The organism is Salinimicrobium oceani, assembly GCF_012037645.1.
Genome location: NZ_JAAVJR010000001.1, coordinates 331,155 through 349,441, shown reverse-complemented (window position 1 = coordinate 349,441; position 18,287 = coordinate 331,155). Strand labels below are relative to the sequence as shown.

Sequence of the window (18,287 nt, the reverse complement as noted above, 5' to 3'; positions counted from 1 at the left end):
TTAAAGAACAGTAATGCTAAAACTCAACATCGTATCACCGAAAAGGAAGAACAACCGGTATAATTATACCCCGCGTTACTACAAAGGCAAAGACACCGGAAATGTTTATAACTTCGATTCGAAATTCAATAAGTACAGGGAGGCTACCAATGCCATTGATTTTGGGAGCCAGTGGAAACAGGCGCGAGAGAGCAGCCGTCACCGCGGCAATCGCGAAATAAACAAGACAGTGATCTATATCATGGCTGTTTTGATTCTCATTTTTCTGTGGATCATTGATTTCGATTTGTCCATTTTTACCAATCCGCAGTAAATGACAGATGTTATTCATCTTCTGCCAGACCATGTTGCCAATCAAATAGCTGCAGGGGAAGTGGTGCAACGGCCAGCTTCCGTAATTAAGGAGCTGCTTGAAAACGCCATTGACGCCGGGGGAACAAATATTAAAATCTTAGTAAAGGAAGCAGGGAAAACCCTTATCCAGATTACCGATAACGGAAAAGGGATGAGTACCACCGACGCCCGACTCTGTTTCGAGCGACATGCTACTTCAAAAATAAATTCGGCCGAAGATCTCTTCAGTTTAAAGACCAAAGGTTTCCGTGGTGAGGCATTAGCATCTATAGCTGCCATTGCCCATGTGGAACTAAAAACACGACAGCAGGATGAAGAGGTGGGCACCTGCATTAAGATTGAAGGCAGCGAGGTCATCTCCCAGGAAGTTTGTGTCACACCGGCCGGCACCACCATATGTGTGAAAAATCTCTTTTATAATATTCCTGCACGCCGTAATTTTCTGAAGAGCGATACGGTAGAGCTGCGACATATCATAGATGAGTTTCAACGGGTAGCTTTGGCCCATCCTAACATACAGTTCTCCTTACTGCACAATGGCAGCGAACTTTTTCAACTGCCCGATACCAATTTCAGGCAGCGCATTGTAAATATTTTTGGAGGCAAGACCAATGAAAAACTTGTGCCCGTAGAGGAGAATACGGCCATTGTTAAGATTCATGGGTTCGTAGGAAAACCGGAATTTGCCAAAAAGGGGAGAGGAGAGCAATTCTTCTTTGTTAATGACCGGTTTATAAAAAGCCCTTATCTCAATCACGCAGTGACCGCAGCTTTTGAAGGGCTGCTAAAGGATAAGGCTTATCCAAGTTATTTTCTTTACCTGGATGTTGATCCAAAGAGCATAGATATCAACATACATCCCACTAAAACTGAGATCAAGTTTGACGATGAACATGCATTGTATACTATTCTTCGCAGTGCCATAAAGCACAGCTTAGGGCAGTTCAATGTAGCGCCTGTACTTGATTTTGACCGGGATGCAACCCTGGATACGCCTTATGAATTTTCGCAGAAAGGAGTAACGCCTCCAAAAGTCGAAGTAGATCCTAATTTCAACCCCTTTCAAACTGAAAGGACGGGTGGGGGATATAGTTCTTCTAACTTCAGGAGAGAGAAACCTGCCGGAGGAAGCTGGGAAAGCCTTTACAATGGCTTAGGAAGATCTGGGAGTGAGACAGGGACCAGATTTGAGCATATGGAATTTGAAAGCGATGAGGTAACCGGAAATCTCTTTGGACAAAGTGATGAAACGGAAACGGGGAGTACTACCTTTCAGCTAAATAAAAAATATATTATAAGTACCCTAAAAAGTGGCATTCTGGTGATTGACCAGCAACGGGCTCATACGAGGATACTTTATGAAGAGCTGCTTAAGAGCATTACCGTGACTTCAGCTGTGAGTCAGCAGTTACTTTTTCCCCTGGAACTAAGCTTTTCGAACCACGAGATCAAACTGCTAAAGGAGATCAAGGATTCTTTGGAGCAAACAGGATTTATCTTTTCAGAAATAAAGGGGGACGCCGTTGAAATTTCTGGGATTCCAACGATGATCTCTGAAAGTGAAGTTGCGATTCTACTGGAGCAATTATTAAGTGATCTGGAGAACGAGGTGCCAGGTACGGGTTTCTCGCAGGTAGATACGCTCTCAAAATCTTTGGCTAAAGGGATGGCTGTGAAATCGGGAACAGCGTTGAATTCGGCCGAACAACAAAATATTGTGAATAGCTTATTTGCGTGTAAGGAAACCTCTTTATCACCCTTTAATAAACCAATATTTATTACTTTAACTGTAGACGAATTAGATAAAAAGTTCATGTAGATGGGAAGAATGACCGAAACCGTAAAGGTTCTATTAATAATTAATGTCATAGTATATATTGGGAGCCAGGTTTTAGGAGATCCAGCCTATCAGTTATTTTCGCTGTGGTTTATAGAAAATGAAAATTTTCAGATCTGGCAGGTCATCACTCATATGTTCATGCATGACCCCAACAGCATTTTTCATATTCTCTTTAATATGTATGCCTTATGGGCTTTTGGGAGCCCCATTGAGCAGGTACTGGGAAAGAACAGGTTTCTTTTTTTCTATTTTTCGGCAGGTATCGGGGCGGCGATCATCCATACCCTTGTTAACTACTATCATTTCCAGGTGGGCTATAACGCCTTGCTTGATGCGGGATTCGGAGTCACAGAGGTAGAGCAGTACCTTAGGGAATCTTATGCTTCGATCTCCAGCAGTGGTCAGTTCAGAATTCCAGAGGGAGTGGATCAGGATGTTCTAAGAACTATGTTCCAAACATATATTACGCCTGCAGTGGGAGCTTCTGGGGCAATATATGGGATCCTGGTTGCGTTTGGAATGCTGTTTCCCAATGTAGAACTATTTCTACTTTTTGTTCCGGTACCCATAAAGGCAAAGTTCTTTATTCCGGCATTAATTGCGATAGACCTCTTTTCAGGATTCACGGGATATTCTATATTTGGAGGAGGAATTGCCCATTTTGCACACGTAGGTGGAGCTCTTTTTGGTTTTATAATGATGTGGTACTGGAAAAAGAACCAGTTTAATCAAAACCGCTGGGATTAGTGAGAAGAAGTAGTAACCTGAGATATAAGATACAAATGGCCACCATTAGTGAAAAACTAATAGCGGTCAATGTCATTGCTTTTGTACTCTTCTTTGTATTTAAGCTCTTTGCTTTCCTTTTCAATTTCGAAGCAGATGTAGTGCTTGAGTGGCTGGTATTTCCAAAGGAGCCCGGGGAGTTTCTCTTCAAGCCCTGGACAATTATCACCTACGCTTTTTTACATGGTGGCTTATGGCATTTGCTTTCCAACATGATCATTCTCTACTTTTCCGGGGTTTATTTTCTGACTTATTTTTCTCCGAAAAAGTTGCTGAATTTCTACTTTTTGGGAGGTATATTCGGAGCGCTGGTCTATATGGCCAGTTATAATCTTTTTCCAGCTTTCCAGGGAGCAGGGAAGTCTTATCTCATTGGAGCCTCAGCTGCAGTAATGGCTATTCTTGTGGGGATCGCAACTCATATCCCTCATATGAGAGTAAGGTTGATCTTACTGGGTAGTATCAAATTATGGTGGATAGCCGCATTTTTGGTCATTGTAGATATTGTGCAGATCCCTATTTCAAATCCGGGTGGACATTTGGCCCATCTTGGCGGCGCAGGCTTTGGTTACCTTTACGCTAAACAGTTAGGGAAAGGAAATAATATTGCGAGTGGTTTTGAGAAACTGCTAGACTGGTTTGGAAACATGTTTGCTTCCAGCCCCGGAACAAAGAGGAAAAGCAACTTGAGAACAGTTCACAAAAGACAACCGGCAGAAGGAACTGCTTCAGCATATAGTGGAAAGACGAAAAGCAAGCGAGAGCAACAGGAGAAGATAGATGCCATCCTGGATAAAATAAGTAAAAGCGGTTATGACAGCCTTACCAAACAGGAGAAGGATTATTTGTTCAACGCCGGAAAAGAGAATTGATGAAGAGTCTCAACTGGTTTGACAAATTTCTGTTCTTTCTGAACGTTTTGTTCGCAATATCTTTGCTGTTTTCCTATTTATTACCCTACATACCTCCAAGTACCTTTGCACTGCTTTCAGTTTTTAGTCTTGGGGTACCTTTCCTAATCGTTATCAACTTCATTTTCCTGCTCTTCTGGCTCTTCAGGCTGCGTGTACAGGCTTTTCTTTCCCTAATTGTACTTCTCATAGGCTTGAATCACGTGACTTCTGTATACGAGATCTCTTCCGAAGAAAAGGAAGATCAGGGAGACAATGTTTTAAAGATCCTTACCTATAATGTTCGGCAATTTAATCAGTATGGATGGGCAGAAGATGTAGATATTCCAGAAAAGATCTCAGCTTTTATTAAGGAGCAGGATGCCGATGTGGTTGCCATGCAGGAATATTATAATGGAGAACTCAATATTGCCAAGAGTTTTCCACATAAATATATTAAGCTAAAGGAAGAGAATTCAGAATTCGGCCTGGCCATTTTTTCCAAGTATCCGATAATTAAATCTGGCTCGCTCGATTTTCCTACGAGCAGTAATAACAATGCTATTTTCGCCGATGTTTTTAAGGGAGGTGATACGATTAGGATCGTCAATGTCCATTTTCAGTCATTTGGCATTAAACCGAATTTAGAGAACATGGAAAAACAGCATACCAAAAGGGTCTTTCTTGGTATGGGACAGACCTTTGTAAGGCAGGAGCGGCAAATGAACATGGTGAGAGACCTGCTTCGGGAAACCAACAACAGGTCTATTGTGCTGGGAGATTTCAATAACACTGCTTACTCCTATATCTACAGGGAGTTGCGATCACAAGGGCTGAATGATGCCTATAAGGAGGCTGGAAATGGCTTCGGAAAGACTTTCGAACTCAACGGCTTTTTGCCACTTCGTATCGATTTTATCCTGCCACACGAATCAATGGAGATCCTTACCTTTAGCAACCACGAGGTGCCATTTTCAGATCATTTTCCAATAAGTTCCAGTCTAAATCTGGGGAAGTACTAACTCCTCATTTTCGAGATAGTTCAGTGCGTTTGGACCTTCGTTGAAGATAAGATCAATAATACTCAGGTCATTGATGAATCCAAATTTTTCCTGAAATACCTGTGGGTAAGGGGAGATCTTCATCTGTGTCCGTTTCGCATCAACAAGCGGCCTCCCGTTGGTAATATTTTGAGGATGTAAAATGAATTCGGTGGTTTTGCCAGAGGTGATCTCTGTTTGAAGACAATCGAGTGCCAGCTCCAGGCATTGATAATTAAAATCCATCAGGAATTCAAATTTCTTCTGGTAAAGCGGTTGAAATTCATCTTCATAGAATTCAAAGAAAGGGGAGGTGCGATACACGGTTTCCAGGGATTTCCAGTGCTGGCTTTGCCATGGGAAACTGTTTTCGACCCTTACATCTTTATATTTTTGATGATTGGATTTATTGCCCGTGTGTTTAATGGGGATATTCAGCAACAATTTACCATTCGCACCATAGATGTACATGCGGTTGCGATAGGTCTGTTTTTGATAATTATCCTCATTCTCAAAGATGATCTCTTTTGCCTTGAACATTGCAATGTACTGAGAGATAGGGCCAAAATAGGTGGGATGTACTAATAACTTCTCCATCTAAAATGTTATTTTTTAGGCTTCTTCTTTATAAAGAAACTGTAGCCTACAAGTCCTACAAGCACCACGAGAAAGTATGGGAAATACGACACAGGTTCTCCACTTCCACCTACGGTGGTAAACATGCGGTCCCATCTTATCTTGTTAGGTCCCGAAGCATTAGGATCGAGGCTCAGCCAGATGAATACCGGCTTTCCTACTACATGATTCTCTGCTACAAAGCCCCAATAGCGGCTGTCTTCACTATTATGTCTATTATCTCCCATCATGAAATAATAGTCCTGCTCAAAAGTGTAAGAATCAATGGGCTTTCCGTTTAACAGCACCTGCTCCCCATTCACGGTAAGTTTTCTTTCCCTTCCCATTTCCAGACCTTCATAGTTTTCAATGATCATTCGGTAAAGGGAAAAGGAATTGGCATCGAGCTTTACGGTTGCACCTTTTTTAGGGATGTATACGGGGCCAAAGTTATCTATATTCCAGTCCCGCTTTCCGTTATTTGGGAAAATTCCGGCTTCTCCTTCACCTTCAGGAGAAATTATGCGTTCAATGGAAGCGACGTTGGGATGATTTCTCAGCCGTTGAAAGTTCTCTTCTGTAAGTGACTGTATATAAAACTGGTTGGTATTTGGGTCATGATAAAATCGATCTGTAATATCATACATTTTATACAGGGTGTAGGGATCAAATCCTTGTCCCTTGGTTACCCCTTGATACGAATACTGTGGTTTTGCTCTCTCGGGTAATTGTAATGGTTCCTTATTGATATGGATCTTGCCATTAATGATCTCCAATGAATCTCCAGGCAGGCCAACCGCCCTTTTTACGTAATTCGATTTTTTATCTATAGGCTTGTCGTAACGCATTCCAGATCGATCCCTGAACATTCTTACGGTGTCGATAGGCCAGTTGAATACCACAATGTCATTGCGTTCAATATTCTGAAACCCCGGGAATCTGAAATAAGGTAATGAAGGTTTGTTCCAGTAGGATTTTATGCCCAGCCCCGGAATGGTATCGTGCACCATTGGAAAGGCTACCGAAGTTATTGGGGTACGGGCGCCATAATGAAATTTGCTCACGAACAAATAATCTCCCACCAGTAAGGTCTTCTCAAGAGAGGAGGTAGGAATTGTAAAAGGCTGCATTACATAAGTATGTACAATGGTAGCCGCTACCACCGCAAACAAAATGGAGCTTATCCATTCACCCGCCGCACTACCTGGCTGCAGACTGCGATCTTCTCGGTATTTTACATCGCCAGCATAATTGAGGTAATAAATGTAGAGGCCACAGGTTACAACAGCAAGAATGGTATCTGTTGTTGATGTACGGCCAAAACTTCGTACGGTTTCCACCCATATAACCGGAAACATAATAAGATTCACAATAGGGATGAACAGCAGGATCACCCACCACCACGGCCTGTTAATGATCTTCATTAAAATGACAGCATTATATACTGGTATGGCGGCTTCCCAGGCTTTTCGTCCTGCTTTCTGGTATAATCTCCAGGTTCCGGCAAAGTGAATTAACTGAACCAGAAGTACAAACAGGATCCAATAGGTAAAACTCATGTGTATGATTTATTTTAAATTTCTAAAACAGAACGTCCTTCATGGTAAACACTCCTTTTTTATGCTGAAGCCATTCTGCAGCAATTATAGCTCCCAGGGCAAAACCATCTCTGGAGTGGGCAATATGTTCGATCTTTATTGTGTCTACATCCGAATTGTAAGAAACGCAATGGGTGCCGGGTACGTTCTCAATTCGTTTTGCTGTAACGGGAATTTCCTCCTTTGAAGCCTCTCCAAGATTCCAGCCGGTTTTAGCTGAATTTTCTATGATCTGTTCAGCAAGACTGATTGCTGTTCCGCTTGGGGCGTCCAGCTTCTGAGTGTGGTGTATTTCTTCGAGTGCAACATCGTATTCCGGAAAGTTCGACATCATTTGTGCCAGCTTCTTGTTGAGTTCAAAGAAAAGGTTGACCCCAAGGCTAAAATTGGAAGCGTAGATAAAAGCCGCATTTTTGGAACGACATAATTCCACAGCTTCACTGTATTTTTCCAGCCATCCTGTTGTTCCTGAAACTACTGGCACCTGTTGCTCAAAACAGCTGGTGATATTTTTAAATGCAGCAGCTGGAATGCTGAAATCTATAGCAACATCTACCTGCTGCAAATCAAACTTCTCAATATCTTCATTGATCCTGAAGATGATCTCATGGCCACGATTCTGAGCTAAGCGTTCGATGGTCTTGCCCATTTTTCCGTAACCTAAAAGTGCTATTTTCATTAAAAATTATAATTTAAACTCAGCCCGTAACCTGCAGAACCGCTCATGCGGTCGTAATCGATCTTCGGTTTCAAAGTAAGATCCTCACTTACATTAAACTGTTGCAAGTGGGCGTCTACATTCGCATCAATGATGTTTAGAGCATATAATCCTACTGTCACCAGGACAGAGATCTCTTTATTTCGCTGGTAAAACCGCTGGGCTTCGATCAATCCCTGATTGGAAATTATAGGCTGGCCATTTTCATTGGAGAACTCGTCATTAGTTTTCCCTGCGATCCGGCTTTTGTACGCTGCGCGATAGCGGTCATACTGCTCATCGTTATTATGATAGAAATATACACCTACTCCCAGGGCGGCATAAACAATGGGGATCTTCCAGTATTTCCCATTATAGGCCTGGCCCAGGCCTGGAAGTACGGCCGAATAGAAAGCGGCACGGGCGGGTGATAAGGGATCATAAGGTTTGTAAGAGGGTTCCTCTACTACTACCTGAGGTGCAACCAGAAGAGAATCTTCCTGTGCATCAACCTGCATAGCAAAGAACAGAAAAAGGAGGGATGCTATGAGATCCTTAATCTTCACCCTGTATGATCTTTTTTAGTCGTTCCAGGTCCTCTTCGGAAGCAAAAGGAATAATTAGCTTTCCTTTTCCATTTTTTGACACCTTAACATCTACTTTAGCGCCCAATCTATCTGAAAACTCTTTAATGCTCTTTTTGATATTTCGGGAAACCGCAGGTGCGGCGGCAGCCGGTTTAGTTTCTGGTTTTCCATCCTGAAGCTCTCTCACCAGTTTTTCAGTTTCTCTTACAGAAAGGGAATTAGCAAGGATCTTCTCGTAAATTTCCAACTGCGTCTGGCTGTCTTCTATATTAATAAGTGCTCTTCCATGACCCATGGAGAGAAAACCATCCCGCATGCCGGTTTGCACAATGGGGTCTAATTTTAATAAACGAAGATAGTTGGCAATGGTAGATCTGTTCTTTCCTATACGCTCGCTAAGTTGTTCCTGTGTAAGCTGTATTTCGTCGATAAGGCGTTGATATGACAGGGAGATCTCAATAGGATCGAGATCCTGTCGCTGAATATTCTCAACCAGCGCCATCTCAAGGGATTCCTGATCATTTGCTATTCTTATATAAGCAGGGATGGTCTCTAACCCTACCAGTTTAGAAGCTCTGAAACGCCGCTCTCCCGATACCAGCTGATACTGATTGTAATCGAGTTTTCTAACAGTGATAGGTTGTATCACCCCCAGCTCTCTAATGGAAGATGCTAGTTCCCTAAGGGATTCCTCATTAAAACTTGTCCGTGGTTGAAAGGGATTGACTTCAATTGCATCCAGCTCCAGTTCCACGATATGCCCAACCAGCTTATCGGCATTTTTATCTTCGGCCGACTTAATATCATTCTGCGGATCTTTCAGCAATGCTGAAAGTCCTCTTCCCAAAGCTTGTTTCTTCGTAGCCTTCGCCATCTTCTTCTATGAATTTTTCTTTATGATCTCATGAGCCAGGCTCAGGTAATTTGTTGCCCCTTTGCTGCCTGCATCATAATTAATAATACTCTCCCCGTAACTAGGGGCTTCACTTAAACGCACATTACGTTGAATGATTGTCTTGAAAACCATTTCATCAAAATGCTTCTGAACTTCTTCCACTACCTGGTTTGACAAACGCAGGCGGGAATCATACATGGTGAGCAGCAATCCCTCGATGTCCAATTTGGCATTATGGATCTTTTGCACACTTTTGATGGTATTTAATAATTTTCCGAGGCCTTCCAGGGCAAAATATTCACACTGGATAGGAATAATAACAGAATCGGCGGCGGTTAAAGCATTAAGTGTCAATAGGCCCAGAGAAGGAGCACAATCGATGATCACATAATCATATTGTTCCCTTAAGTGTCCTATAGCCTTTTTTAGCATATACTCCCGTTCCTCCTGGTCTACCAGCTCAATTTCTATGGCAACCAGGTCTATATGAGCAGGAATAATGTGCAGGTTTGGAGATTCAGTTTTAATTATAGCCTCTTCGGCCTTGATGGAATGCTCCAGTAACTGGTAAGTTCCCAACTCTACCGACTCAACATCTATTCCCAACCCGGAAGTGGCATTGGCCTGTGGATCGGCATCTATGAGTAAAACTTTTTTTTCCAGCACCCCCAGGGATGCCGCCAGATTTACTGAAGTTGTAGTTTTACCTACTCCTCCTTTTTGATTTGCAACGGCAATAATCTTACCCATTCAACTATTTTGGATTTAAAGGGTAAAAATACAATTTATTATAGGTTTACGAAAGGTAATTTGTTAACAGGTTTTTAGCAGTATTGGCTAAGAAAGCAGGCCCAAAAATGTCATTTTTGAAAGGTATTCTTTCAATTTCTAATTGTTCTTTTTCGCTTTGATCATTGCCTCGAGTTGGTCCCACATCTGTTCTGGAATTGCTTCAAGCAAATTGAACTGTCCCGCACCTTTAAGCCATTCTCCGCCATCAATAGTGATCACTTCCCCGTTTACATAAGCTGAAAAGTCAGACACCAGGTATGCAGCGAGATTAGCTAATTCCTGATGCTCTCCCACTCGTTTTAAAGGAACCTTTTTTGCGAGATCGAATTTTTCCTTTAAGTCACCCGGCAATAACCTGTCCCATGCTCCTTTTGTGGGAAAAGGTCCTGGAGCAATCGCATTCATTCTAATACCATACTTCGCCCATTCAACTGCTAAAGAGCGGGTCATTGCGAGCACACCGGCCTTTGCTGTTGCGCTGGGCACAACATATGCAGAACCCGTCCAGGCGTATGTGGTGACAATATTCAATACAGTCTTATCTCTTGATTTAGAATCTATCCAGTGTTTTCCAAAGGCCAGCGTACAGTTCTTGCTTCCTTTTAAAACAATATCTATAATGGTGTCAAAAGCGTTTGCGCTTAAACGCTCTGTGGGAGAAATGAAGTTTCCTGCGGCGTTGTTTAAAAGAATATCCACATCTCCAAAGCTCTTTATGGTCTCCTGCAGCATATGCTCCACCTGCTCATAATTTCTTACGTCACACTGCAATGGCAGGCATTTACCGCCAGTTTCGGCTTCTAATTCTTTGGCCGTATGCTCCAGTTTTTCCAGGTTTCTCGAGGTGATAGCTACCTGTGCACCAAGCTCCAGGAAATATTTTGTCATCGCTTTCCCCAGTCCGCTGCCACCTCCTGTGACTACGATGGTTTTGCCTTGCAATGCATCATCCCGAAGCATTTTCTTTGTATAATCCATAATATGAAATTAGATTTTAGAAGTGAGAAGTTAGGGCTTTTTTGGTAGCAGTCAAAGACAGGCTCAAAAAGGCACTTTGAACTTGAAGTGTTTCTATTGCAAAGTCAATTTTACTCCGTTGGATCCTCAATAAGAATATCCAGGAGTTGAATTGCTGCTTCACTTATTTTAGTTCCCGGACCAAAAACTGCTACTGCGCCGGCATCAAATAGGAACTGATAATCTTGTGAAGGGATCACTCCACCTACAATGACCATGATATCTTCCCTGCCCAGGTCCTTTAGCTCCTCAATTACCTGCGGCACTAACGTCTTATGGCCCGCTGCAAGAGAAGAAACGCCTAAAATATGCACATCATTTTCAACGGCTTGTTTCGCAGCTTCAGCGGGAGTTTGAAATAAAGGTCCGATATCCACATCAAAACCAACATCGGCATAACCTGTAGCAACAACCTTTGCACCCCTGTCATGACCATCCTGTCCCATCTTCGCGATCATTATTCGCGGTCGTCGGCCTTCGAGTTCTGCGAACTTATTGGCCATCTCTCTCGCCTTTTTAAAGGAAGAATCGTCTTTTATTTCTTTTGAATACACGCCGCTAAAGGAATTTATTTTTGCTTGGTACCTGCCAAATACTTCTTCGAGAGCATCACTAATTTCCCCTAAGGTTGCTCTCTCTCTTGCAGCTACAATGGCTAAAGCTAATAAATTTTCTTTACCTGATTTGGCTGTATTCCTTAGGTCCAAAAGGGCTGTACTTACCTTTTCCGAATTTCTTTCAGCCTTTATTTTTCTGAGACGCTCTATTTGCTGCTTTCGCACAGTCTGATTATCGACCTCGAGCGTAACTATGGGATCTTCCTTCTTTCTGCGGAATTTATTCACCCCTACTATAATGTCCTGGCCGCTGTCTATCCTGGCCTGTTTAATGGCAGCTGCTTCCTCAATTCTAAGTTTCGGGATACCTGCTTCTATTGCTTTGGTCATGCCGCCAAGTTCCTCCACTTCCATGATAAGCTCCCATGCCTTCGTGGCAATTTTATCTGTAAGATCCTCAACATAATAGCTGCCGGCCCAGGGATCGACAGTTTTTGTGATCATAGTTTCCTGTTGGAGATGTAGCTGTGTATTTCTGGCAATTCGCGCAGAAAAATCTGTAGGCAAGGCTATGGCCTCATCCAGGGCGTTGGTGTGCAGGCTCTGGGTTCCTCCAAAAGCAGCTGCAGCAGCTTCAATTACAGTTCGAGCCACATTATTAAATGGGTCTTGTTCTGTCAAGCTCCAGCCGCTGGTTTGGCAATGAGTTCGAAGCGCAAGCGATTTCTCATTCTTGGGATTGAACTGCTTTACCAATTTTGCCCAGAGTGCCCTAGCTGCTCTCATTTTCGCGATCTCGGTAAAATGATCAAGTCCAATAGCCCAGAAAAATGACAATCTGGGGGCGAAACTATCTATATCCATTCCGGCCTCCAGTCCCTTGCGAATGTATTCCAACCCATCTGCTAAAGTATAGGCCAGCTCGATTTCGCTTGTAGCACCAGCTTCCTGCATATGATAACCGGAAATGCTAATGCTGTTGAAACGCGGCATGTGATGAGACGTATATTCAAAAATGTCGGCAATGATCTTCATGGAAGGAGTGGGAGGATAGATATAAGTATTTCTCACCATGAACTCCTTTAAAATGTCATTCTGAATGGTTCCTGAAAGCAGCTCTGGCTTTACGCCCTGTTCCTCTGCGGCTACAATATAAAATGCCATAATAGGTAAAACAGCACCATTCATGGTCATGGATACCGACATTTTGTCGAGAGGGATCTGGTCGAAGAGGATCTTCATATCTTCTACAGAATCTATAGCCACACCGGCCTTGCCTACATCTCCAACCACCCGTTCGTGGTCACTGTCATATCCACGGTGCGTAGGCAGGTCAAAAGCTACTGAAAGCCCTTTTTGTCCCGCAGCAAGATTGCGCCGGTAAAAAGCATTACTCTCTTCGGCAGTTGAAAATCCGGCATATTGGCGAATGGTCCAGGGACGGGTTGCGTACATCGTAGAATACGGCCCTCTAAGGAAGGGCGGAATTCCTGCAGCAAATTTAAGGTGAGGCAGATCCTGAAAGCTGTACGTGCTTTTGGATGTTGCTGAATCTTTCCTGATATTTTTCAGCTTCAAATGCTGAAGATCCTTTCTGCCCATAAATTACTTTTCGCTGTTTATCTGTTCTTCCTTTTTTAGCCTTTCCTGTTCTGTTTTTTCCGCTAATCGTTTTTCTATGATCGGTTGCAGCAAAGTCTTTCGTGGCTTTTGCTTTACGAAAGGGTAGAGCTCGATCTCCTCTTTCATGCGATCACTAGGATTGGGAAATTTATTCGTGCCAATTAGTACAAGCTTTCCTTCGTCAAATTCTTCCTGCTCCCGGTTAGCACTTTCAGAGATCTTTCTTTGAATAATGCCTTCTTTAAGCTGGGTCACGAAACCTCCGCCTTTTTCAATGTTTTTAAAGATCTCAAGGGCCTTTTCGCCCAATTCGTGGGTAAGGGTCTCGATGTAGTAACTACCTTCTGCAGGATTTGCTACTTTTTCGAAATAGCTTTCATGTTTTAAGACCAGGAGCTGATTGCGGGCAATTCGGCTTCCGAAGCTATTGTTCTTGTGGTAAATCGCGTCATAAGCCATGTTACACACGCTATTTGCCCCACCAAGCACAGCGCTCATACATTCTGTTGTAGTGCGCAAAAGATTGACATTATAATCGTACAGGGTCTTATTGCGGCGGGTGGGTTGTACAAGGATGTCACATTCAGCTTCAAAATTGTACTCGCTGCTCAAAGTTTCAAACAAAAAGCGAAGTGCTCTGATCTTTGCAATCTCGAAGAAATAATTAGGACCTGTTGCCAGAAGGAACTGAAATTTTAGCTTTTTTGGGACCTCTTCCTGTTCAGAAATATGATTCAAATATTCGTTTGCATGAGCAAGTGCATATGCCAGCTGCTGCGGAATGTTAGCTCCGGCATTTTGGTAGAGCGCTGCATCAATGGAAAGAAACGAGTCTAAATTTTCACATTTTTGGAGCAGAATATTAAGAACATTGTGATCTTCAGTCTTGTTCTCAAACCAGTTTCCTGTTCTTGCTAGGTGGCCTACGATGTCGAACTGCAGGTGCACTTTAGAGGGCTTCTTCACTTGCTTATCCAGTTGCAGAAAGAATGCTTCGGAAGCAAATTCCGGCTTCAGGTATACAGGAACTTCAGCAAGATCGATATCCTGAAAAAGCTGTTGCAGGTCTGTCTCTTCTGAAGGAAGAAGGAACCAAATGCTTTCTGCTCCCTTCCGAAGCGAGTCAAGTGCTCTTCTGTTCGCTTTTTCTGCAGTAGATACATAAATCTGTTCGGTGATATTCCAGCCTAAAGATGGTGCAAGCCGAACGGGCTGCGGAGTTTCATCGGGATGATAAAATGGCTTTACATTAATGCCATCCAATGATTTCCAGACCAGAGTTTCATTATAATCGGCACCTTTTAGGTCGTACTGGATCTTTTGTTTCCATTGTTTGGCCGATACTTCTTCAAACTCGCTGAATAAATTCTCTTTCATTTTAATTAAATTAAAAGACCTCCAAAAATGTCATTTTAAGAACCTATTCCTCTGCCTCCTTATATTCAATTATATAGATCTCTTCATTGTCTCTCTTCATGAAATACTCGCGGCGGGCGAATTTCTCCAGTTCAAGAGAATCACTTAAATTTTCAATTATAGCTTTGTCTTTTGAGATCTCATTGAGGTAGTATTCCCGGTTCTTTTCAAGATCATCAATCTCAAGATCGAGCTCGCGGTGAATAAGCCACGAATTACTATCCAGAAAGAGCATCCAGAAAGCAAAGGCCACTAATACGAGCAAATACTTATTGCTGGCTATACGAAACCATTTCTTCCTGCGAATCTCTTTCAATTTCATAGCCCGAAATATACAAAATTAGAGTAAACGCTGCCGAATAATGGTCTGAACAATATCAACAGCTACGGTATTATATCTATTGGTAGGGATAATGATATCGGCAAACTCTTTGGTGGGCTCAATGAACTGCTGGTGCATTGGTTTAAGCGTTGTCTGGTACCTGTTCAAAACTTCATCAAGATCCCGGCCCCGCTCGGCAATGTCACGTTTTAGGCGGCGAATGAGACGTTCATCACTATCTGCATGAACATAGATCTTGATGTCAAACATCTCCCTGATGTCGGGGTGGGTAAGAATCAGGATCCCTTCTACAATGATTACCTTACGCGGATCTATCTTTATGGTTTCGCCGGTACGATTATGTTCTTTAAAAGAATATACAGGCTGCTGAATGCTCCTTCCTGCCTTAAGTTCCTTTAAGTGAGAAACCAGCAGGTCGAAATCGATGGACTTTGGATGATCAAAATTGATCCTGGTTCGCTCTTCGTAGGTAAGGTGGCTGGTGTCCTGGTAGTAGGAATCTTGTGAAATGACATCCACTTCTTCGTTTTTCAGTTCTTCAATGATCTGATTTACTACGGTTGTTTTTCCACTGCCGGTACCTCCGGCGATTCCAATGATCAACATATTTCAAATTTTCGGCAAAGTTAATTATTTACCGTTTTATAAAATACGTTTTATTTTTCTATAGCGGCCACATCTTCTGGGGTTACAGGTTCTCCAAACTTGTTGCCCCAGGTGTTGTTGATGTAATTCAGAACATCGGCAGTTTCCCTGTCACTAAGGCCTAAAGCAGGCATTAGGTTGTCGTAAGCCACACCATTTACTTCAATAGGTCCTTTCAAGCCAAATTTTATGGCGTGAATTGAAGCTTTTTGCTGCTCCTTTAACCAATCGGAATCTTTTAAAGGAGGAAAAACTCCCGAGATGCCTTCTCCCCCAGAAAGATGACAGGAAGCGCAGAAATTGTTATAAATCTCCGCTCCCCTCGACATACTTTCCTGCATTTCCTGTGAATGTTGTTGTTGCGATACTTCGGCAGTCTTTTCGTTAGAAGTGTTTTTACAGCTGAAACTAAAGATAACCAGGAAAAAGAAAATAAATTTCTTCATTACTGCTTCGGAAGGATTTTTACGATTCCTATTCCTTCAACCGAAACATACAGATCTCCGTCTGGAGATTCCACGATGTCTCTTACACGACCAATTTGTTCAAGAATTTTTTCGCGTGCAGTGACCTCTTTTCCATTGAGGCTAAGATGTTCCACGTATTGGAATTTCAATGAGCCAACAAGTACATCTCCTTTGAGTTCTGGATATTTGTCTGAAGTCACAAAGACAAATCCGCTGGGAGCTATTGAAGGCACCCAGTAATAGAGAGGATCTTCAAAATCGGGTCCGGCGGTTTCATCAGTAAAGGAGGTGCCATCATAGTTGATACCGTAGCTCACGAGGGGCCAGCCATAATTTGCACCTTTTTTGATGACGTTGATCTCATCACCTCCCTGTGGGCCATGTTCATGCACCCAGACTTCGCCTGTTTCCTTGTTGAAGATCATCCCCTGTGGGTTCCTGTGACCATAGGAAAAGACTGCTTCTTTAGCTCCTGCCTCTCCTACAAAAGGATTGTCCTGCGGAATGCTGCCATCAAGGTTGAGCCTGTACACTTTACCGCCATCGCGGGTAAGGTCCTGAGGATTCACATCACGATCTCCACGATCTCCAACGCTGAAAAATAAATGTCCCTGCCCGTCGAAAGAGATTCGGGAGCCAAAGTGCTGGCCACGGGTAGAGTTGGGGACTGCTTTATATAAAACTTCTTTGTTGGTGAGCTGGTTATTCTCAAGTTTTGCACGCATAAGGGTGGTATTTCCACCTTCCCCTTCACCCTCTGTAGAAGCATAGGTGAAATAGATCCACCCGTCATTTTTGAAATCAGGACCTACTGCCACGTCAAGGAAGCCTCCCTGCCCCCTGTTGTAAACTTCAGGTGAAGCTTTTACCTGCTGTTTTTTTTCGTCCTTATAATGTATTAATTCGCCGCTCTTTTCGGTGATCAACATACTTCCGTCAGGAAGAAAGTCCAGACCCCAAGCGATCTGAAGATCGGGCACTACTACTTCAAATTCATATTCGGCAGTCGTTAATTGTTCTTCAGGAATGGTTACAGAAACTGTTTCCTGAATGGAATCATTCTCTGTGGCCTGTTGATCGACTTCTGCTTTTGCTTTTTCATTTTCCCCACAGCCTATCACAAAAGCGGCTGCAAATACAGGAACAAGTAATATCCTAATCTTCATAATAGAATTTTTGTTGATTCAAATATAGAAAGAAATTCAGGAAAATAACCAGAAGACAAAACAGATAATCTAACAGAATAAGCCTTTTTAGGAGGAATGCATCTGTTGAAAGTCTGCAGATAAATGGGAATTTACATGCTTTTAAAAATTACTAATGAATTGTTAATCTAAATACATTAGATTTGAAATTTTCCGCTGAACACATATAATTTACAGTCGATAACAATGGGACGCCTCATCAAGTTTTTATTCTGCCTTATTGGTATGATCATGATCATTCCTTCAAAAGCTGTAGCGCAGGCTCCAAATGCGCAGGTCTACAATAAATTTGATGAGCTTGTTAACCCTTCTAACACAGGTGTTTTTAATGGGATAGGGTATGAAGAAGTACATAGGACGATCAATGAAAATCACAAATTTTTTCTCACTACTGCATTTGTTGAAGGAACACTTTATTACAACGGGCAGCCTTATTTTTCTCAACTACTTAAATATAATGTTTTTGATGACCTGCTTCTAATCCAGGCAAAGGACAGAGGTAATCTTTCACTTTTCCAGTTAATAAAGGAAAAAGTAGACGGGTTTGAGATCAATGGCCACTATTTCACCAATATAAAATCCTCTGAAAGTGAGGAGTTAAACGGATTTTACGAAGTGCTCGCACAAAATGGGGAGATGCAACTTCTCAAAAAACACGCTCGAAATATTAATCAGCTCATAAAGGATCGCGTGGTTTACTATGAATTCAAACCAAAAGAGATGGGTTACCTCCTAAAGCATTCAGACAAGCTGTACGAATTTAATTCCAAAAGGGAAATCGTAAAACTTTTTCCTGATGCTGAAAAGAGCATTGGGAATTACTTTTCTTCCGAGAGAAAAACTTTGAAAATAAACAGAGATCAGTTCATGGTGAATCTTTTCCGTAATATCAATTTAGAAAATAGCTCCAAAGAATAAGG

19 protein-coding genes are annotated in these 18,287 nt (G+C 42.4%); 6 read left to right on the top strand and 13 right to left on the bottom strand.

The genetic code is table 11. From position 1 onward, the window contains the following. Positions 1–13: 13 nt before the first annotated feature. Genes HC175_RS01595 through HC175_RS01575 form a run of 5 tightly spaced genes read left to right on the top strand, consistent with a single transcriptional unit; the run spans position 14 to position 4,892 of the window. Complete coding sequence (locus HC175_RS01595) at positions 14–313, top strand: hypothetical protein (protein WP_168136761.1); 300 nt, start codon at positions 14–16, stop codon at positions 311–313. Next, positions 314–2,173: a DNA mismatch repair endonuclease MutL gene (gene mutL, locus HC175_RS01590; RefSeq protein ID WP_168136760.1), complete on the top strand. Its 1,860-nt coding sequence runs from the start codon at positions 314–316 to the stop codon at positions 2,171–2,173. It begins immediately after the preceding gene. Continuing rightward, positions 2,174–2,941, top strand: coding sequence for a rhomboid family intramembrane serine protease (locus HC175_RS01585; protein WP_168136759.1), 768 nt, complete (start codon positions 2,174–2,176; stop codon positions 2,939–2,941). It begins immediately after the preceding gene. Next, the gene (locus tag HC175_RS01580) at positions 2,941–3,852 is read left to right on the top strand and encodes a rhomboid family intramembrane serine protease (protein ID WP_317172060.1); all 912 of its coding nucleotides are present in this window, start codon (positions 2,941–2,943) and stop codon (positions 3,850–3,852) included. The genes HC175_RS01585 and HC175_RS01580 overlap by 1 nt, the downstream gene beginning before the upstream one ends. Further along, a complete protein-coding gene (locus HC175_RS01575) occupies positions 3,852–4,892 on the top strand; it encodes an endonuclease/exonuclease/phosphatase family protein (protein WP_168136758.1) in 1,041 nt (346 codons plus the stop codon). Before HC175_RS01580 ends, HC175_RS01575 begins: the two co-directional genes overlap by 1 nt. Here HC175_RS01575 and HC175_RS01570 read toward each other — a convergent pair. The 13 genes from HC175_RS01570 to HC175_RS01510 form a co-directional block, all read right to left on the bottom strand. Further along, positions 4,872–5,507, bottom strand: coding sequence for a WbqC family protein (locus HC175_RS01570; protein ID WP_168136757.1), 636 nt, complete (start codon positions 5,505–5,507; stop codon positions 4,872–4,874). The two genes, HC175_RS01575 and HC175_RS01570, sit on opposite strands and share 21 nt — an antisense overlap. An 8-nt stretch (positions 5,508–5,515) precedes the next feature. Continuing rightward, on the bottom strand, positions 5,516–7,084 hold the full coding sequence (gene lepB, locus HC175_RS01565) for a signal peptidase I (RefSeq protein WP_168136756.1): 1,569 nt from the start codon (positions 7,082–7,084) through the stop codon (positions 5,516–5,518). A 22-nt stretch (positions 7,085–7,106) separates the two neighbouring features. Next, the gene (dapB, locus tag HC175_RS01560; protein ID WP_168136755.1) at positions 7,107–7,802 is read right to left on the bottom strand and encodes a 4-hydroxy-tetrahydrodipicolinate reductase; all 696 of its coding nucleotides are present in this window, start codon (positions 7,800–7,802) and stop codon (positions 7,107–7,109) included. Beyond that, a complete protein-coding gene (locus HC175_RS01555) occupies positions 7,802–8,386 on the bottom strand; it encodes a DUF5683 domain-containing protein (protein WP_317172059.1) in 585 nt (194 codons plus the stop codon). Before HC175_RS01555 ends, dapB begins: the two co-directional genes overlap by 1 nt. Beyond that, a complete protein-coding gene (locus HC175_RS01550) occupies positions 8,376–9,281 on the bottom strand; it encodes a ParB/RepB/Spo0J family partition protein (protein ID WP_168136754.1) in 906 nt (301 codons plus the stop codon). Before HC175_RS01550 ends, HC175_RS01555 begins: the two co-directional genes overlap by 11 nt. 6 nt (positions 9,282–9,287) lie before the next feature. Then, positions 9,288–10,052: a ParA family protein gene (locus HC175_RS01545; protein WP_168136753.1), complete on the bottom strand. Its 765-nt coding sequence runs from the start codon at positions 10,050–10,052 to the stop codon at positions 9,288–9,290. A 138-nt stretch (positions 10,053–10,190) separates the two neighbouring features. Next, the gene (locus HC175_RS01540; protein ID WP_168136752.1) at positions 10,191–11,072 is read right to left on the bottom strand and encodes an SDR family oxidoreductase; all 882 of its coding nucleotides are present in this window, start codon (positions 11,070–11,072) and stop codon (positions 10,191–10,193) included. Between the two features lie 110 nt (positions 11,073–11,182). Further along, a complete protein-coding gene (gene scpA, locus HC175_RS01535) occupies positions 11,183–13,270 on the bottom strand; it encodes a methylmalonyl-CoA mutase (RefSeq protein WP_168136751.1) in 2,088 nt (695 codons plus the stop codon). Between the two features lie 3 nt (positions 13,271–13,273). Then, positions 13,274–14,668: a methylmalonyl-CoA mutase subunit beta gene (locus tag HC175_RS01530; protein ID WP_168136750.1), complete on the bottom strand. Its 1,395-nt coding sequence runs from the start codon at positions 14,666–14,668 to the stop codon at positions 13,274–13,276. Between the two features lie 43 nt (positions 14,669–14,711). Next, positions 14,712–15,029 (bottom strand): FtsB family cell division protein, encoded by a 318-nt coding sequence (locus HC175_RS01525; RefSeq protein ID WP_168136749.1) that lies wholly within the window; start codon positions 15,027–15,029, stop codon positions 14,712–14,714. Between the two features lie 18 nt (positions 15,030–15,047). Further along, positions 15,048–15,656: a uridine kinase gene (gene udk / locus HC175_RS01520; RefSeq protein ID WP_168136748.1), complete on the bottom strand. Its 609-nt coding sequence runs from the start codon at positions 15,654–15,656 to the stop codon at positions 15,048–15,050. 50 nt (positions 15,657–15,706) lie between these two features. Next, positions 15,707–16,141 (bottom strand): c-type cytochrome, encoded by a 435-nt coding sequence (locus tag HC175_RS01515; protein WP_168136747.1) that lies wholly within the window; start codon positions 16,139–16,141, stop codon positions 15,707–15,709. Then, complete coding sequence (locus tag HC175_RS01510; protein ID WP_168136746.1) at positions 16,141–17,328, bottom strand: PQQ-dependent sugar dehydrogenase; 1,188 nt, start codon at positions 17,326–17,328, stop codon at positions 16,141–16,143. Before HC175_RS01510 ends, HC175_RS01515 begins: the two co-directional genes overlap by 1 nt. A gap of 225 nt (positions 17,329–17,553) precedes the next feature. Here HC175_RS01510 and HC175_RS01505 point away from each other — a divergent pair, with 225 nt between their 5' ends. Next, positions 17,554–18,285 carry a hypothetical protein gene (locus HC175_RS01505; protein ID WP_168136745.1) on the top strand — a complete coding sequence of 244 codons (732 nt, stop codon included), beginning with the start codon at positions 17,554–17,556 and terminating at the stop codon, positions 18,283–18,285. Positions 18,286–18,287 lie beyond the last annotated feature (2 nt).

Excerpts from the sequence above, each read along its gene's own strand:
- HC175_RS01595 (WP_168136761.1), top strand. The coding sequence starts at position 14 with ATGCTAAAACTCAACATCGTATCACCGAAAAGGAAGAACAACCGGTAT.
- mutL (WP_168136760.1), top strand. The coding sequence starts at position 314 with ATGACAGATGTTATTCATCTTCTGCCAGACCATGTTGCCAATCAAATA.
- HC175_RS01585 (WP_168136759.1), top strand. The coding sequence starts at position 2,174 with ATGGGAAGAATGACCGAAACCGTAAAGGTTCTATTAATAATTAATGTC.
- HC175_RS01575 (WP_168136758.1), top strand. The coding sequence starts at position 3,852 with ATGAAGAGTCTCAACTGGTTTGACAAATTTCTGTTCTTTCTGAACGTT.
- HC175_RS01570 (WP_168136757.1), bottom strand. The coding sequence starts at position 5,507 with ATGGAGAAGTTATTAGTACATCCCACCTATTTTGGCCCTATCTCTCAG.
- lepB (WP_168136756.1), bottom strand. The coding sequence starts at position 7,084 with ATGAGTTTTACCTATTGGATCCTGTTTGTACTTCTGGTTCAGTTAATT.
- dapB (WP_168136755.1), bottom strand. The coding sequence starts at position 7,802 with ATGAAAATAGCACTTTTAGGTTACGGAAAAATGGGCAAGACCATCGAA.
- HC175_RS01550 (WP_168136754.1), bottom strand. The coding sequence starts at position 9,281 with ATGGCGAAGGCTACGAAGAAACAAGCTTTGGGAAGAGGACTTTCAGCA.
- HC175_RS01545 (WP_168136753.1), bottom strand. The coding sequence starts at position 10,052 with ATGGGTAAGATTATTGCCGTTGCAAATCAAAAAGGAGGAGTAGGTAAA.
- HC175_RS01540 (WP_168136752.1), bottom strand. The coding sequence starts at position 11,072 with ATGGATTATACAAAGAAAATGCTTCGGGATGATGCATTGCAAGGCAAA.
- scpA (WP_168136751.1), bottom strand. The coding sequence starts at position 13,270 with ATGGGCAGAAAGGATCTTCAGCATTTGAAGCTGAAAAATATCAGGAAA.
- HC175_RS01530 (WP_168136750.1), bottom strand. The coding sequence starts at position 14,668 with ATGAAAGAGAATTTATTCAGCGAGTTTGAAGAAGTATCGGCCAAACAA.
- HC175_RS01525 (WP_168136749.1), bottom strand. The coding sequence starts at position 15,029 with ATGAAATTGAAAGAGATTCGCAGGAAGAAATGGTTTCGTATAGCCAGC.
- udk (WP_168136748.1), bottom strand. The coding sequence starts at position 15,656 with ATGTTGATCATTGGAATCGCCGGAGGTACCGGCAGTGGAAAAACAACC.
- HC175_RS01515 (WP_168136747.1), bottom strand. The coding sequence starts at position 16,141 with ATGAAGAAATTTATTTTCTTTTTCCTGGTTATCTTTAGTTTCAGCTGT.
- HC175_RS01510 (WP_168136746.1), bottom strand. The coding sequence starts at position 17,328 with ATGAAGATTAGGATATTACTTGTTCCTGTATTTGCAGCCGCTTTTGTG.
- HC175_RS01505 (WP_168136745.1), top strand. The coding sequence starts at position 17,554 with ATGGGACGCCTCATCAAGTTTTTATTCTGCCTTATTGGTATGATCATG.